Below are 13,632 nucleotides of genomic sequence, written 5' to 3'. Positions count from 1 at the left end.
GACTTCCGGGCGGCCCGCAGCCGCGGCGCCGCCGTCGAACCAGGAGCTCCCCGCCATGTCCGAGGCCCCCGAGAGCCAGGCCCCCGAAGGCCCCGCCCCCACCCGCCGCACCCTGCTCTGCGGAGCCGCGGCCGTCCTCGCCGCCGGCGGCACCCTCGCCGTCTCCGGCTGCTCCTCCTCCGCCTCCGACTCCGGTTCCACCGCCAAGACCCCGGTCGACGTCGGCCCCGCCTCCGCCGTCCCGGTCGGCGGCGGCACCGTCTACCGCGAGAAGAAGATCGTCGTCACCCAGCCCAGCGAGGGCCAGTACAAGGCGTTCAGCGCCAAGTGCACCCACGCCGGCTGCATCGTCGACCAGGTCAAGAACCAGAAGATCCAATGCCCCTGCCACGGCAGCCTGTTCGGCATCGCCGACGGCGCCGTGCTGGACGGTCCGGCCCCGACCCCGCTGCCCGAGTACACCGTGGCGGTCGAGGGCGGCAACCTCAAGGTGACCCCCCGCTGAAGCAGTTGATCTCCCGCACGCGCCCCCGGCCCGAGTCGGTACGGTGGACCCATGGCTGACCCGTCCACCTACCGCCCGGCGCCGGGTGCGATCCCCGCCTCGCCCGGTGTCTACAAGTTCCGCGACGCCCACGGGCGGGTCATCTACGTCGGCAAGGCCAAGAGCCTGCGGCCCCGGCTCTCCTCCTACTTCCAGGACCTCGCCGGGCTGCACCCGCGCACCGCCACCATGGTCACCACCGCCGCCTCGGTGGAGTGGACCGTCGTCGCCACCGAGGTCGAGGCGCTCCAGCTGGAGTACTCCTGGATCAAGGAGTTCGACCCCCGGTTCAACGTCAAGTACCGCGACGACAAGAGCTATCCGGAGCTCGCCGTCACGCTCAACGAGGAGTACCCGCGGGTCCAGGTGATGCGCGGCGCGCACAAGAAGGGCGTGCGCTACTTCGGCCCCTACGGCCACGCCTGGGCGATCCGCGAGACCGTCGACCTGCTGCTGCGCGTCTTCCCCGTCCGCACCTGCTCCAACGGCGTCTTCAAGCGCGCCCGCCAGGTCGGCCGCCCCTGTCTGCTCGGCTACATCGGCAAGTGCGCCGCGCCCTGCGTCGGCCGGGTCTCGGCCGAGGAGCACCGCGCCCTCGCCGAGGACTTCTGCGACTTCATGGCCGGGCGCACCGGCAACTACCTGCGCCGGCTGGAGACCGACATGCAGGAGGCCGCCGCCGACCTGGAGTACGAGAAGGCGGCCCGGCTGCGCGACGACATCGGCGCGCTCAAGCGGGCCATGGAGAAGAACGCCATCGTCCTCGCCGACGCCACCGACGCCGACCTGCTCGCCGTCGCCGAGGACGAACTGGAGGCCGCCGTCCAGATCTTCCACGTCCGCGGCGGCCGGGTCCGCGGCCAGCGCGGCTGGGTCACCGACAAGGTCGAGGACGTCGACACCGCCGGCCTGGTCGAGCACGCCCTCCAGCAGCTCTACGGCGGCGGCAGCGAGTCCGTCCCCCGCGAGGTGCTCGTCCCCGCGCTGCCCGAGCCCGTCGAGCCGGTCCGCGACTGGCTGAGCGGCCTGCGCGGCGCCCAGGTCGACCTGCGCATCCCGCAGCGCGGCGACAAGAAGGACCTCATGGCCACCGTGCAGCGCAACGCCCAGCAGGCGCTCGCGCTGCACAAGACCAAGCGCGCCTCCGACCTCACCACCCGCAGCCGCGCCCTCCAGGAGATCGCCGAGGCGCTCGAACTCGACAGCGTCCCGCTGCGCATCGAGTGCTTCGACATCTCCCACCTCCAGGGCGAGGACGTGGTCGCCTCGATGGTCGTCTTCGAGGACGGCCTGGCCCGCAAGAGCGAGTACCGCCGCTTCCAGATCAAGGGCTTCGAGGGCCAGGACGACGTCCGCTCGATGCACGAGGTGATCAGCCGGCGCTTCCGCCGCTACCTCCAGGAGCGCGAGCAGACCGGCGAGTGGGCCGTGCCCGAGGAGCCGGAGGCGTCGGAGGACGGCCGGCACCCCGAGGACGGGCCGCGCACCGAGGACGGCCGCCCCAAGCGCTTCGCCTACCCGCCCCAACTGCTCGTCGTCGACGGCGGTCAGCCCCAGGTCGCCGCCGCCCGGCGGGCCCTGGACGAACTCGGCATCGACGACGTCGCCCTGTGCGGCCTGGCCAAGCGCCTGGAGGAGGTCTGGCTGCCCGGCGAGGACGACCCGGTCGTGCTCCCGCGCAGCAGCGAGGGCCTCTACCTGCTCCAGCGGGTCCGCGACGAGGCCCACCGCTTCGCGATCACCTACCAGCGCGGCAAGCGTTCCAAGCGACTCACCGCCGGAGAACTGGACTCCGTCCCCGGCCTCGGCGAGACTCGCCGTCAGGCGCTGCTCAAGCACTTCGGCTCGCTGAAGAAGCTCCGGGCGGCCACCGTCGACGAACTCTGCGCCGTCCCCGGCATCGGCCGCCGGACTGCGGAGACCGTTGCGGCGGCGTTGTCGTCCCGTACACCTGCCGCACCCGCCGTGAACACCGCCACGGGCGAGATCATCGAGGACGGCGCCGAAGAGCCGGCGCCCGCGGCGCCCGAGCCCGAGACCGCACCCATCCAGGAGACGCCATGACGGCCGACGCCGCCCGTCAGCCGGCGCGCCCCGGACCCACTCGTCCGAGTGAGCCGGGGAAGCACGCCCGCGCGACGAGCGTTTCCCACAGCAGAACCACCGAGAGCGGGGAACCGAAGTGACCGTGTCCGATTACGGGGGGACCGCCAGGCCGGAGGCCGGCGGCGAGAACACCCCGGAGCTGGTGATCATCTCCGGCATGTCCGGAGCGGGCCGCTCCACCGCCGCCAAGTGCCTGGAGGATCTGGGCTGGTTCGTGGTGGACAACCTGCCGCCGGCCCTCATCCCCACCATGGTCGACCTCGGCGCCCGCTCCCAGGGCAACGTCGCCCGGATCGGCGCCGTGGTGGACGTCCGCGGCCGGCAGTTCTTCGACGACCTGCTGACCTCGCTGGACGAGCTGGAGAAGCGCGGCGTGCGGCTGCGCGTCGTCTTCCTGGACTCCTCCGACGAGGCGCTGGTGCGCCGCTTCGAGAGCGTCCGCCGCCCGCACCCGCTGCAGGCCGACGGCCGGATCGTCGACGGCATCGCCCTGGAGCGCGACCTGCTGCGCGAGCTGCGCGGCGAGGCCGACCTGGTGATCGACACCTCCAACCTCAACGTCCACCAGCTGCGGGCCAAGCTCGACGCCCAGTTCGCCGACCACGACGAGCCCGAGCTGCGCGCCACCGTGATGTCCTTCGGCTTCAAGTACGGCCTGCCGGTCGACGCCGACCTCGTGGTGGACTGCCGCTTCCTGCCCAACCCGCACTGGGTGCCCGAACTGCGGGCCCGCACCGGCACCGACGCGGACGTCGCCGACTACGTCTTCCAGCAGCCCGGGGCCAACGAGTTCCTCAACGGCTACGCCGAGCTGCTGCGCATCATCACCGAGGGCTATCGTCGCGAAGGGAAGCGTTACATGACCCTTGCCGTAGGCTGCACCGGTGGCAAGCACCGCAGCGTCGCGATGTCCGAGCGCCTGACGAAGCGTCTCATCGCCGACGGTGTGGAAACGGTGCTCGTCCACCGTGACATGGGACGGGAGTAGCCGCCTCGCCCTGCCGGGCCGCCGGCGGAGGCCGGCGGCGGGCAACAGGAACGCGAGGTAGGTGTGACGGGATACGTGCCCGGGCGGCAGTTCCAGAACAGGACCGCCGACCGGAGTGGGGCCACGGCCCGGTCCATCGTGACCGGCCGGCCCCGCTCCGGGTCGGCCCGCACCGGCCCGTCCCGTCCACATCCGGCGCCGCGGACCAGCCAGGCGGCCAGGACCAACCAGGCCCCGCGGATCACCGCGCTCGGCGGCGGCCAGGGCCTGTCCGCCTCGCTGTCCGCGCTGCGCCGGCTCACCACCGACCTCACCGCCGTGGTCACCGTCGCCGACGACGGCGGCTCCAGCGGCCGGCTGCGCGAGGAACTCGGGGTGCTGCCCCCCGGCGACCTGCGCAAGGCGCTCGCCGCGCTCTGCGGCGACGACGACTGGGGCCGCACCTGGTCCGAGGTGATCCAGCAGCGCTTCACCGGTACTGGCGAGCTGGGCGGCCACGCCGTCGGCAACCTGCTGATCGTGGCGCTCTGGGAGAAGCTCGGCGACCCGGTCGCCGCCCTGGACTGGGTCGGCCGGCTGCTCAACGTGCAGGGCCGGGTGCTGCCGATGTCGGCGGTGCCGCTGGACATCGAGGCGGTGGTCCGCGGCCACGACCCGGCCTTCCCGGCCGAGCTGGCCGCCGTCCGCGGCCAGGCCAATGTCGCGGTCACCCCCGGAACCGTGCAGTCCGTCCGGCTCCTGCCGGACGAGCCGCCCGCCGTGCCGGAGGCGGTCACCGCCGTCCGCGAGGCGGACTGGGTGGTGCTCGGCCCCGGCTCCTGGTTCACCAGCGTGCTGCCGCACCTGCTGGTGCCCGAGCTGGCCAAGGCGCTCGTGGAGACCCGCGCCCGCCGCCTGCTCACCCTGAACCTGGCCCCCCAGCCCGGCGAGACGGAGGGCTTCACCCCGCAGCGTCACCTGGAGGTCATCGCCGACCACGCTCCGTCCCTTGCGGTGGATGCGATCCTGGTGGATGAGCGCGCCGTCACCGGCGGCGCCTTCGGCCAGGCGGACCTGGCCGGACTGGAAAAGGCCGCCGAGCGGATGGGAGCAGCCCTGGTGCTCGGCCGGGTCGCCCGTACCGACGGCACGCCGCGACACGACCCGGAGCTCTTGGCAGCCGCGTACGACCGGATTTTCCGGACACATGGAAGGATCGGGCCATGGCGATGACTCCAGCGGTGAAGGACGAAATCAGCCGGCTCCCGGTCACCCGGGCCTGCTGCCGCAAGGCGGAGGTGTCGGCGATCCTGCGGTTCGCGGGCGGGCTGCACATCGTGAGCGGCCGGATCGTGATCGAGGCGGAGCTCGACACCGGAGCCGCCGCCCGGCGTCTGCGCAAGGACCTGCTGGAGATCTTCGGACACTCCTCGGACCTGGTCGTGATGGCCCCCGGCGGTCTGCGGCGCGGCAGCCGGTACGTGGTCCGGGTGGTCAAGGACGGCGAACTGCTCGCCCGCCAGACCGGCCTCGTGGACGGCCGCGGCCGCCCGATCCGCGGTCTGCCCCCGGCCGTGGTCTCCGGCGCCACCTGCGACGCCGAGGCGGCCTGGCGCGGGGCCTTCCTGGCGCACGGCTCGCTCACCGAGCCCGGCCGCTCGTCCTCGTTGGAGATCACCTGCCCCGGTTCGGAGGCCGCCCTCGCGCTGGTCGGCGCCGCCCGTCGGCTCGGCATCCCGGCCAAGGCCCGCGAGGTGCGCGGGGTCGACCGGGTGGTGATCCGCGACGGCGACGCGATCGGCGCGCTGCTCACCCGGCTCGGCGCGCACGAGTCGGTGCTGGCCTGGGAGGAGCGCCGGATGCGGCGCGAGGTGCGGGCCACCGCCAACCGGCTGGCCAACTTCGACGACGCCAACCTGCGCCGCTCGGCCCGGGCCGCGGTGGCGGCCGGCGCCCGGGTGCAGCGCGCGCTGGAGATCCTCGGCGACGAGGTGCCCGAGCACCTGGCCGCCGCCGGCCAGCTGCGGATGCAGCACAAGCAGGCCTCGCTGGAGGAGCTGGGCGCGCTCGCCGACCCGCCGCTGACCAAGGACGCGGTGGCCGGCCGGATCCGCCGACTGCTGGCGATGGCCGACAAGCGCGCCTCCGAGCTCGGCCTGCCGAGCACCGAGGCCAACCTCACCGACGAGATGGCCCTCAACTGACGCCGACCGTCAAGTCCGGTGCCGAACCCTCCGCCGGTGTCCGCTTCCGCGGGCACCGGCGGAGCCGTGTCCGGAGGGTGGGACGGGGCCCGTGCCGAGGGTCCCGGAGGGGGTCGGGACCAACTGCCCGGGAGGGCAAGGCCGGACGACCCGGATTGTTGTGAACACGCGCCACGCCAGGGGTTGCGCGGGCGCCTGATGTGCTCTACCCGGCCTCGGAGGGGTAGGGTCATAGGCGGTCGGGGACATCCCAAAATTCCACCCCGTCGGCATAGCGTCCGGCGTACCTAACGAGGAGATCGGTTCGTGACGATCCGGGTAGGCATCAACGGATTCGGCCGCATCGGCCGCAACTTCTTCCGTGCGGTTCAGGCCCAGGGCGCGGACATCGAGATCGTCGGTGTCAATGACCTGACCGACACCAAGACCCTGGCGCACCTGCTCAAGTACGACTCGATCCTGGGCACCTTCCCGGGCGAGGTGTCGCACACCGCGGACAGCATCACCGTCGACGGCAAGACCTTCAAGGTCGTCGCCGAGCGCGACCCGGCCAACCTCCCCTGGGGCGAGCTGGGTGCGGACGTCGTCATCGAGTCGACCGGCATCTTCACCAAGGCCGAGGCGGCGAAGAAGCACGTCGCGGCCGGCGCCAAGAAGGTCATCATCTCCGCGCCCGCCACCGACGAGGACATCACCATCGTCATGGGCGTGAACGACGACAAGTACGACGGTGACAAGCACACGGTCATCTCCAACGCCTCCTGCACCACCAACTGTGTGGCGCCGCTGGCCAAGGTGCTGAACGAGAGCTTCGGCATCGTCAAGGGCCTGATGACCACGGTCCACGCGTACACCAACGACCAGGTCACCCTGGACTTCCCGCACAAGGACCTGCGTCGCGCCCGCGCCGCCGCCCTGAACATCATCCCGACCTCGACCGGTGCCGCCAAGGCGACCGCGCTGGTCCTGCCGGAGCTCAAGGGCAAGCTGGACGGCACCTCGCTGCGCGTTCCGGTCCCGACCGGTTCGATCACCGACCTGGTCGTCACCCTGGAGCGCGACGTCACCGTCGCCGAGGTCAACGAGGCCTTCAAGAAGGCCTCGGAGACCACCCTCAAGGGCATCCTGCAGTACACCGAGGACCCGATCGTCTCCTCCGACATCGTGAACTCGCCGTTCTCCACGATCTTCGACTCGCTGCTGACGATGGCCCAGGGCAACCAGGTCAAGATCTTCGGCTGGTACGACAACGAGTGGGGCTACTCGAACCGCCTCGTCAACCTGACCACCCTCGTCGGTGCCGGGCTCTGACGTAGCGGGAGCTGACGTGAAGTAGGGGGGAGGGCCCGGAAGGCATGTGCGAAGCCGACCGGGCCCTCCGTCTGCGCACCCTCAACTCCCCATGGACGGCACAACGTTGTGTCGTCCCCTGCTCCACCATCTCGCCAGGAGACCGAAGACCGTGAAGACCATCGAAGATCTGGACGTCGCCGGTAGGCGCGTGTTCGTCCGCGCGGACCTCAACGTCCCGCTTTCCGACGGCACGATCACCGACGACGGCCGGATCCGTGCCGTCGCCCCGACCATCGCCAAGCTCGTCGAGCGCGGCGCGAAGGTCGTCGTCGCCTCCCACCTCGGCCGTCCCAAGGGCGCGCCGGACCCGCAGTTCTCCCTCGCGCCGGTGGCCGTCCGCCTCGGCGAGATCCTCGGCAGGCCGGTCGCCTTCGCGGCCGACACCGTGGGCGAGAGCGCGAAGGCCACCGTCGCCGCCCTGGCCGACGGCGAGGTCACGCTGCTGGAGAACCTGCGCTTCAACGCCGGTGAGACCAGCAAGGACGACGCCGAGCGCGGGGCTTTCGCCGAGCAGCTGGCCACCCTGGCCGACCTCTACGTGGGCGACGGCTTCGGCGCGGTGCACCGCAAGCACGCCTCGGTGTTCGACCTGCCGGCGCTGCTGCCGCACGCGGTCGGCGACCTGATCGCCACCGAGGTGGGCGTGCTCAAGCGCCTCACCGAGGATGTCGAGAGCCCGTACGTGGTGGTGCTCGGCGGCTCCAAGGTCTCCGACAAGGTCGGCGTGATCGAGAACCTGCTGAAGAAGGCCGACCGGATCCTGATCGGCGGCGGCATGGTGTTCACCTTCCTCAAGGCCCAGGGCCACGAGGTCGGCGTCTCGCTGCTGCAGGAGGACCAGATCCCGACCGTCCAGGGGTACCTGGCGGAGGCGAAGGAGCGGGGAGTCGAGTTCGTCCTGCCGACCGACGTCGTGGTCTCCACCGGGTTCCCGGACCTCAAGACCAAGGCCCCGGCCCCCCACTCGGTCGTCGCCGTGGACGCGATCCCGGCCGACCAGCTGGGCCTGGACATCGGCCCGGAGAGCCGCGAGCTGTTCGCGGAGAAGCTGGCCGACGCGAAGACGGTGTTCTGGAACGGCCCGATGGGCGTCTTCGAGCACCCGGACTTCGCCGCCGGTACCGCGGCCGTCGCGCAGGGCCTGCTCGACAGTGACGCGTTCTCCGTGGTCGGTGGCGGGGACTCCGCCGCGGCCGTCCGCATCCTGGGCTTCGACGAGACGAAGTTCGGGCACATCTCGACCGGCGGTGGCGCGAGCCTGGAGTACCTGGAGGGCAAGCAGCTCCCCGGTCTCACCGCCCTGGAAGGCTGAATCTCGCATGACTGAGCGTCTCCCGCTGATGGCGGGCAACTGGAAGATGAACCTCAACCACCTCGAGGCCATCCAGCACACCCAGAAGCTGGCCTTCGCGCTGGCCGACAAGGACTACGAGGCGGTCGAGGTGGCCGTGCTCGTGCCGTTCACCGACCTCCGTTCGGTGCAGACCCTGGTCGACGGCGACAAGCTGAAGATCAAGTACGGCTCGCAGGACGTCTCGCAGCACGACGGCGGTGCCTACACCGGCGAGGTCTCCGGCCCGATGCTGGCCAAGCTGAAGTGCACCTACGCGGTGATCGGCCACTCGGAGCGCCGCCAGTACCACGGCGAGAACGAGGAGATCGTCAACGCCAAGGTCAAGGCCGCCTACCGCAGCGGGATCACCCCGATCCTGTGCGTCGGCGAGCCGCTGGAGGTCCGCAAGGCCGGCACCCACGTCGAGCACACCCTGGCCCAGCTCGACGGCGCCCTGCAGGACGTCCCGGCCGCGCAGGCCGAGTCCGTCGTGGTCGCCTACGAGCCGGTCTGGGCGATCGGCACCGGCGAGGTGGCGACCCCCGAGGACGCCCAGGAGGTCTGCGCCGCCATCCGCGCGCGGCTCGCCGAGCTGTACGACGCCGAGCTGGCCGGCAAGGTCCGGGTGCTCTACGGCGGTTCGGTGAAGTCGTCGAGCGCGGCCGGCCTGATGGCCAAGCCGGACATCGACGGCGGCCTGATCGGCGGAGCGTCGCTGGACGCCGAGGAGTTCGTCAAGATCGTGCGGTACCGTGAGCAGGCAGTAGGCTAACGCCGCCGCAGCAACGTAGGCTTTGGGGCCGGACCACCCGTCGTGGTCCGGCCCCTTCGCCGAAGATACGAGAGAGTTGGTCCCGTCGTGGTTATCGGGTTCTCGATTGCCCTGATCGTCTTCAGCCTGCTGATGATCCTGCTGGTGCTGCTGCACAAGGGGAAGGGCGGCGGTCTGTCGGACATGTTCGGTGGCGGCGCGATGTCCACCGGCGGCGGCTCGGCGGTGGCCGAGCGCAACCTGGACCGCATCACGATCATCGTCGGCCTGGCCTGGTTCGCCACCCTCGTGGTGCTCGGTCTGGTCCTGAAGTACAAGGGCTGACATATCTCTGACGCCCCGTCGCCCCGCGGCCTATCCTGGAAAGGTCCGGGGCGGAGCCGGTGGGTGGCGCATGCTTAACTCCTGCTTACACTAGGACGACTTTCGCCCCCGACGCGCGTCACGCGCGTCGGCGCACCAGCACGCAGGGAGTCAGACCGTGGCAAGTGGCAACGCCATCCGTGGCAGCAGGGTCGGAGCCGGCCCGATGGGCGAGGCGGAGCGCGGCGAATCCGCCCCCCGCAACCGGATCTCCTTCTGGTGCGCGAACAAGCACGAGACCCGCCCGAGCTTCGCGGCCGAAGCGGTGATCCCGGAGACCTGGGACTGTCCGCGCTGCGGCTTTCCGGCCGGCCAGGACGAGCACAACCCGCCCGCGCCGTCCCGCAACGAGCCGTACAAGACGCACCTCGCCTACGTCCGCGAGCGGCGCACCGACGCCGACGGCGAGGCGATCCTCGCCGAGGCGCTGGCCAAGCTCCGCGGCGAGATCTGAGCACAGCGAAGGACGAAGGGCGCCACCCCCGCGGGGGTGACGCCCTTCGACGTTCACCGGAGCCCTCAGGCCGAGGCCGGGGGGTACAGCTGGGGCGGCAGCTGGGAGGCCGCGGCCCGGTCCAGCAGCCACAGGGTGCGACCGGTGCCGTGCGCCCCGGAGGCGGGCGCCTGGAGCTCGCCGGGGCCGGACAGGGCCACCGCCACCGCACCGGCCTTGTCCTCGCCGGCCGCCAGCAGCCAGACCTCGCGGGCGGCGCGGATGGCCGGGAGGGTGAGCGAGATCCGGGTCGGCGGCGGCTTCGGCGCACCGCGCACGCCGATCACCGTCAACTCGGTCTCCCGCACGCCCGGGTGCTCCGGGAAGAGCGAGGCGACATGGGTGTCCGGGCCGACGCCGAGCAGCAGCACGTCGAAGGCCGGGACGCCGCCCCGGTCGCCCGGGCCGGCCGCCGCGGCCAGCTCCTGGGCGTAGCGGGCCGCCGCGGCGTCGACGTCCGAGCCGTCGGCGCCGTCCGCGGCGGGCATCTCGTGCACCCGCGCCGGGTCGAGCGGGACGGCGTCCAGCAGCTCGGCGCGGGCCTGCACGGCGTTGCGCTCCGGGTCGGCGGACGGCAGGAACCGCTCGTCGCCCCACCACAGGTCCAGCCGCGCCCAGTCGACCGCGTCGCGTGCCGGGGAGGCGGCGATCGCGGCCAGCAGGGCGTTGCCGTTGCGTCCGCCGGTGAGCACCACCGAGGCGGTGCCGCGGGCGGCCTGGGCGTCCACGATCCGGGTGATCAGCCGGGCCGCGGCCGCCTGGGCCATCAGCTCCTTGTCCCGGTGGACGACCAGCTGCGGGGTGGCCGCCGTCATGCGTCCGCCTTCTTGGTGGTGCGCTTGCCGGCGGCCTTCTTCGCGGTGGCGGGGGCCGCCTCCGCGGTCACCCGGGTCGGGTTGGCGACCTGCCCGCCCTCCGTGGCGGCCTGGTGGGTGGCGGCCTCCTCGGCGGCCTCGGCGGCCACCAGGCTCGCCACCGCCTGCTCGGCGTTGTCCGGCTCCTTGAGCCGGTCCACCGGCGTGCGCACGGCGGCCGCGTAGATGTCGTCCGGGTCGAGCCGGCGCAGCTCCTCGGCGATCAGCTCCGAGGTCTCGCGCCGCTTGAGCGCCACCTGGCGGTCCGGCGAGCCGGGCATGGAGAGCGTGCCCATCAGGCCGTCCGGGCGGTCCAGGGTGATGTCCCCGTCCTTGGTGCGCAGGTGCACCGCGGTGATGCCCGGGCCGTTGGTGACGACCCGCTCGACCGGCACGTGCAGCCGGGTGTGCAGCCACAGGCCGAGCAGTTCGACGCTGGGGTTGTACGACTCGCCCTCGACCACCGCGGCGGTGACCGTCGACGGCCGCTGGTCCAGCGCGGCGGCCAGCATGGAGCGCCAGCCGGTGATCCGGGTCCAGGCCAGGTCGGTGTCGCCCGGGGTGTAGCTCTCGGCCCGCTGGGCGAGCTGGCCGACCGGGGACTCGGCGGTGACCGCGTCGGTGATCCGGCGCTGGGCGAGCGCGCCCAGCGGGTCCTGCGCCGGGTGCCGCGGCGCGTTCTCCGGCCACCAGACCACCACCGGGGCGTCCGGCAGCAGCAGCGGCAGGACGACCGACTGGGCGTGCGCGGCGAGTTCGCCGTGCATGCGCAGGACGACCGTCTCCCCGGAGCCGGCGTCGGAGCCGACCAGGACCTCGGCGTCCAGCCGGGTCTCGGCGCGGGCCCGGGGCGAGCGCCCGGCGCGCTTGATGACCGCCAGGGTGCGCGAGGGGTGCTCGCGGGAGGCGTCGTTGGCCGCCTTGAGGGCGTCGTAGGCGCTGCCCTCGTCGGTCACGATCACCAGGGTGAGCACCATGCCGGCGGCGGTGGAGCCGCTGGCCCGGCGCGCCTCCATGAGCGCTGCGTTGATCTTGCCGGACGTGGTGTTCATCAGGTCGATCTTCATGGCCGGCGCCAGCTCCTGCCGTCTCGTGCGAGCATCTCGTCCGCCTCGGCCGGGCCCCAGGTGCCGGCCGCGTACTCGGCGGGCCTGCCGTGGGTGTCCCAGTACTTCTCGATCGGGTCGAGGATCTGCCAGGAGAGCTCGACCTCCTGGTGACGCGGGAAGAGGTTGGCGTCACCGAGCAGCACGTCGAGGATGAGCCGCTCGTACGCCTCCGGGGAGGACTCGGTGAAGGACTCGCCGTAGGCGAAGTCCATCGTGACGTCCCGGACCTCGAAGGAGGTGCCCGGCACCTTGGAACCGAACCGCACGGTGACGCCCTCGTCCGGCTGCACCCGGATGACCAGGGCGTTCTGCCCCAGCTCCTCGGTGGCGTAGGAGTCGAACGGCAGGTACGGGGCGCGCTGGAAGACCACCGCGATCTCGGTGACCCGGCGGCCCAGCCGCTTGCCGGTGCGCAGGTAGAACGGCACCCCCGCCCAGCGGCGGTTGTTGATCTCCAGCTTGATGGCCGCGTAGGTGTCGGTCTTGGACTCGGGGTCGATGCCGTCCTCGTCGAGGTAGCCGCCGACCTCCTCGCCGCCCTGCCAGCCGGCCGTGTACTGGCCGCGCACGGTGTGCCGGCCGAGGTCGGCCGGGAGCTTGACCGCGCTCAGCACCTTCAGCTTCTCGGCCACCAGCGCCTTCGGGTGGAAGGACGCCGGCTCCTCGATGGCGGTGAGCGCCATCAGCTGCAGCAGGTGGTTCTGGATGACGTCCCGGGCCGAGCCGATGCCGTCGTAGTAGCCGGCCCGGCCGCCGATGCCGATGTCCTCGGCCATGGTGATCTGCACGTGGTCGACGTAGGACCGGTTCCAGATCGGCTCGAACATCTGGTTGGCGAAGCGGAGCGCCAGGATGTTCTGGACGGTCTCCTTGCCCAGGTAGTGGTCGATCCGGAAGACCTCGTCCCGGGGGAAGACCTCGTGGACGATCCGGTTCAGCTCCTGGGCGGACTCCAGGTCGTGGCCGAACGGCTTCTCGATGACGGCGCGCCGCCAGGAGCCCTTCGGCGGGTCGGCCAGGCCGTGCTTCTTGAGCTGCTGGACGACGGTCGGGAAGAACTTCGGCGGGACGGACAGGTAGAAGGCGAAGTTGCCGCTGGTGCCCTGGGCCTTGTCCAGCTCCTCGATGGTCTCGCGGAGCTTGTCGAAGGCGGTGTCGTCGTCGAAGGTGCCGTGGACGAAGCGCATGCCCTTGGCGAGCTGCTGCCAGACCTCCTCGCGGAAGGGGGTGCGGGCGTGCTCCTTGACGGCGTCGTGCACCTCCTGGGCGAAGTCCTCGTCGTCCCACTCGCGGCGGGCGAAGCCCACGAGGGAGAAGCCCGGCGGCAGCAGGCCGCGGTTGGCCAGGTCGTAGATGGCCGGCATGAGCTTCTTGCGGGACAGGTCACCGGTGACCCCGAAGATGACCAGGCCGGACGGCCCCGCGATGCGCGGGAGCCGCCGGTCGGAGGGGTCGCGAAGCGGGTTGACGGGTGCCGGCGGGAGATCGTCCGCGTCCGACAGCGGTGTCAACTCGGGGAAATCAGTGCTCACTT

At 71.9% G+C, this 13,632-nt stretch carries 13 protein-coding genes; 10 read left to right on the top strand and 3 right to left on the bottom strand.

Annotation, left to right across the window (positions count from 1 at the left end; translation table 11 throughout):
• Window positions 1-55 precede the first annotated feature (55 nt).
• The 10 genes from ACFVVU_RS11435 (at window position 56) to ACFVVU_RS11390 (ending at window position 10,096) form a co-directional block, all read left to right on the top strand.
• A complete protein-coding gene (locus ACFVVU_RS11435) occupies window positions 56-505 on the top strand; it encodes a Rieske (2Fe-2S) protein (protein WP_380685354.1) in 450 nt (149 codons plus the stop codon).
• A gap of 51 nt (window positions 506-556) precedes the next feature.
• Window positions 557-2,608 (top strand): excinuclease ABC subunit UvrC, encoded by a 2,052-nt coding sequence (gene uvrC / locus ACFVVU_RS11430; protein ID WP_380685356.1) that lies wholly within the window; start codon window positions 557-559, stop codon window positions 2,606-2,608.
• A 199-nt stretch (window positions 2,609-2,807) separates the two neighbouring features.
• Window positions 2,808-3,638 carry an RNase adapter RapZ gene (gene rapZ, locus ACFVVU_RS11425; protein WP_355369228.1) on the top strand — a complete coding sequence of 277 codons (831 nt, stop codon included), beginning with the start codon at window positions 2,808-2,810 and terminating at the stop codon, window positions 3,636-3,638.
• A gap of 138 nt (window positions 3,639-3,776) precedes the next feature.
• Window positions 3,777-4,850 carry a uridine diphosphate-N-acetylglucosamine-binding protein YvcK gene (yvcK, locus tag ACFVVU_RS11420; protein ID WP_380685358.1) on the top strand — a complete coding sequence of 358 codons (1,074 nt, stop codon included), beginning with the start codon at window positions 3,777-3,779 and terminating at the stop codon, window positions 4,848-4,850.
• Window positions 4,841-5,821 (top strand): DNA-binding protein WhiA, encoded by a 981-nt coding sequence (whiA, locus tag ACFVVU_RS11415; RefSeq protein ID WP_209411690.1) that lies wholly within the window; start codon window positions 4,841-4,843, stop codon window positions 5,819-5,821. The genes yvcK and whiA overlap by 10 nt, the downstream gene beginning before the upstream one ends.
• Before the next feature lie 306 nt (window positions 5,822-6,127).
• On the top strand, window positions 6,128-7,132 hold the full coding sequence (gap, locus tag ACFVVU_RS11410) for a type I glyceraldehyde-3-phosphate dehydrogenase (protein WP_355369138.1): 1,005 nt from the start codon (window positions 6,128-6,130) through the stop codon (window positions 7,130-7,132).
• Between the two features lie 151 nt (window positions 7,133-7,283).
• On the top strand, window positions 7,284-8,486 hold the full coding sequence (locus ACFVVU_RS11405; protein WP_380685360.1) for a phosphoglycerate kinase: 1,203 nt from the start codon (window positions 7,284-7,286) through the stop codon (window positions 8,484-8,486).
• A 7-nt stretch (window positions 8,487-8,493) separates the two neighbouring features.
• Window positions 8,494-9,279, top strand: coding sequence for a triose-phosphate isomerase (gene tpiA / locus ACFVVU_RS11400; protein WP_387789411.1), 786 nt, complete (start codon window positions 8,494-8,496; stop codon window positions 9,277-9,279).
• An 87-nt stretch (window positions 9,280-9,366) separates the two neighbouring features.
• Window positions 9,367-9,603, top strand: coding sequence for a preprotein translocase subunit SecG (gene secG, locus ACFVVU_RS11395; protein ID WP_380685364.1), 237 nt, complete (start codon window positions 9,367-9,369; stop codon window positions 9,601-9,603).
• A gap of 205 nt (window positions 9,604-9,808) precedes the next feature.
• Window positions 9,809-10,096, top strand: coding sequence for an RNA polymerase-binding protein RbpA (locus ACFVVU_RS11390; protein ID WP_243436955.1), 288 nt, complete (start codon window positions 9,809-9,811; stop codon window positions 10,094-10,096).
• A gap of 65 nt (window positions 10,097-10,161) precedes the next feature.
• Here the strand turns inward: ACFVVU_RS11390 and pgl are convergent, their stop codons facing one another.
• From pgl to zwf, 3 genes are read right to left on the bottom strand one after another with little or no spacing between them, the layout of a single operon-like run.
• A complete protein-coding gene (gene pgl / locus ACFVVU_RS11385; protein ID WP_380688771.1) occupies window positions 10,162-10,950 on the bottom strand; it encodes a 6-phosphogluconolactonase in 789 nt (262 codons plus the stop codon).
• The gene (gene opcA, locus ACFVVU_RS11380) at window positions 10,947-12,056 is read right to left on the bottom strand and encodes a glucose-6-phosphate dehydrogenase assembly protein OpcA (protein WP_380688773.1); all 1,110 of its coding nucleotides are present in this window, start codon (window positions 12,054-12,056) and stop codon (window positions 10,947-10,949) included. The genes pgl and opcA overlap by 4 nt, the downstream gene beginning before the upstream one ends.
• Window positions 12,053-13,600 carry a glucose-6-phosphate dehydrogenase gene (gene zwf / locus ACFVVU_RS11375; RefSeq protein ID WP_380688777.1) on the bottom strand — a complete coding sequence of 516 codons (1,548 nt, stop codon included), beginning with the start codon at window positions 13,598-13,600 and terminating at the stop codon, window positions 12,053-12,055. The genes opcA and zwf overlap by 4 nt, the downstream gene beginning before the upstream one ends.
• Between the last annotated feature and the right edge of the window lie 32 nt (window positions 13,601-13,632).

This window comes from Kitasatospora sp. NPDC057965 (assembly GCF_042887135.1).
Lineage (GTDB): Bacteria > Actinomycetota > Actinomycetes > Streptomycetales > Streptomycetaceae > Kitasatospora.
Note: the sequence above shows the minus strand (reverse complement) of the source record. Positions and strands in the feature narration are given on the sequence as shown.

Bases quoted from the DNA above. Each gene is read 5' to 3' on its own strand.
- ACFVVU_RS11435 (WP_380685354.1), top strand. From the start codon at position 56: ATGTCCGAGGCCCCCGAGAGCCAGGCCCCCGAAGGCCCCGCCCCCACC.
- uvrC (WP_380685356.1), top strand. From the start codon at position 557: ATGGCTGACCCGTCCACCTACCGCCCGGCGCCGGGTGCGATCCCCGCC.
- rapZ (WP_355369228.1), top strand. From the start codon at position 2,808: ATGTCCGGAGCGGGCCGCTCCACCGCCGCCAAGTGCCTGGAGGATCTG.
- whiA (WP_209411690.1), top strand. From the start codon at position 4,841: ATGGCGATGACTCCAGCGGTGAAGGACGAAATCAGCCGGCTCCCGGTC.
- tpiA (WP_387789411.1), top strand. From the start codon at position 8,494: ATGACTGAGCGTCTCCCGCTGATGGCGGGCAACTGGAAGATGAACCTC.
- ACFVVU_RS11390 (WP_243436955.1), top strand. From the start codon at position 9,809: ATGGGCGAGGCGGAGCGCGGCGAATCCGCCCCCCGCAACCGGATCTCC.
- pgl (WP_380688771.1), bottom strand. From the start codon at position 10,950: ATGACGGCGGCCACCCCGCAGCTGGTCGTCCACCGGGACAAGGAGCTG.
- opcA (WP_380688773.1), bottom strand. From the start codon at position 12,056: ATGAAGATCGACCTGATGAACACCACGTCCGGCAAGATCAACGCAGCG.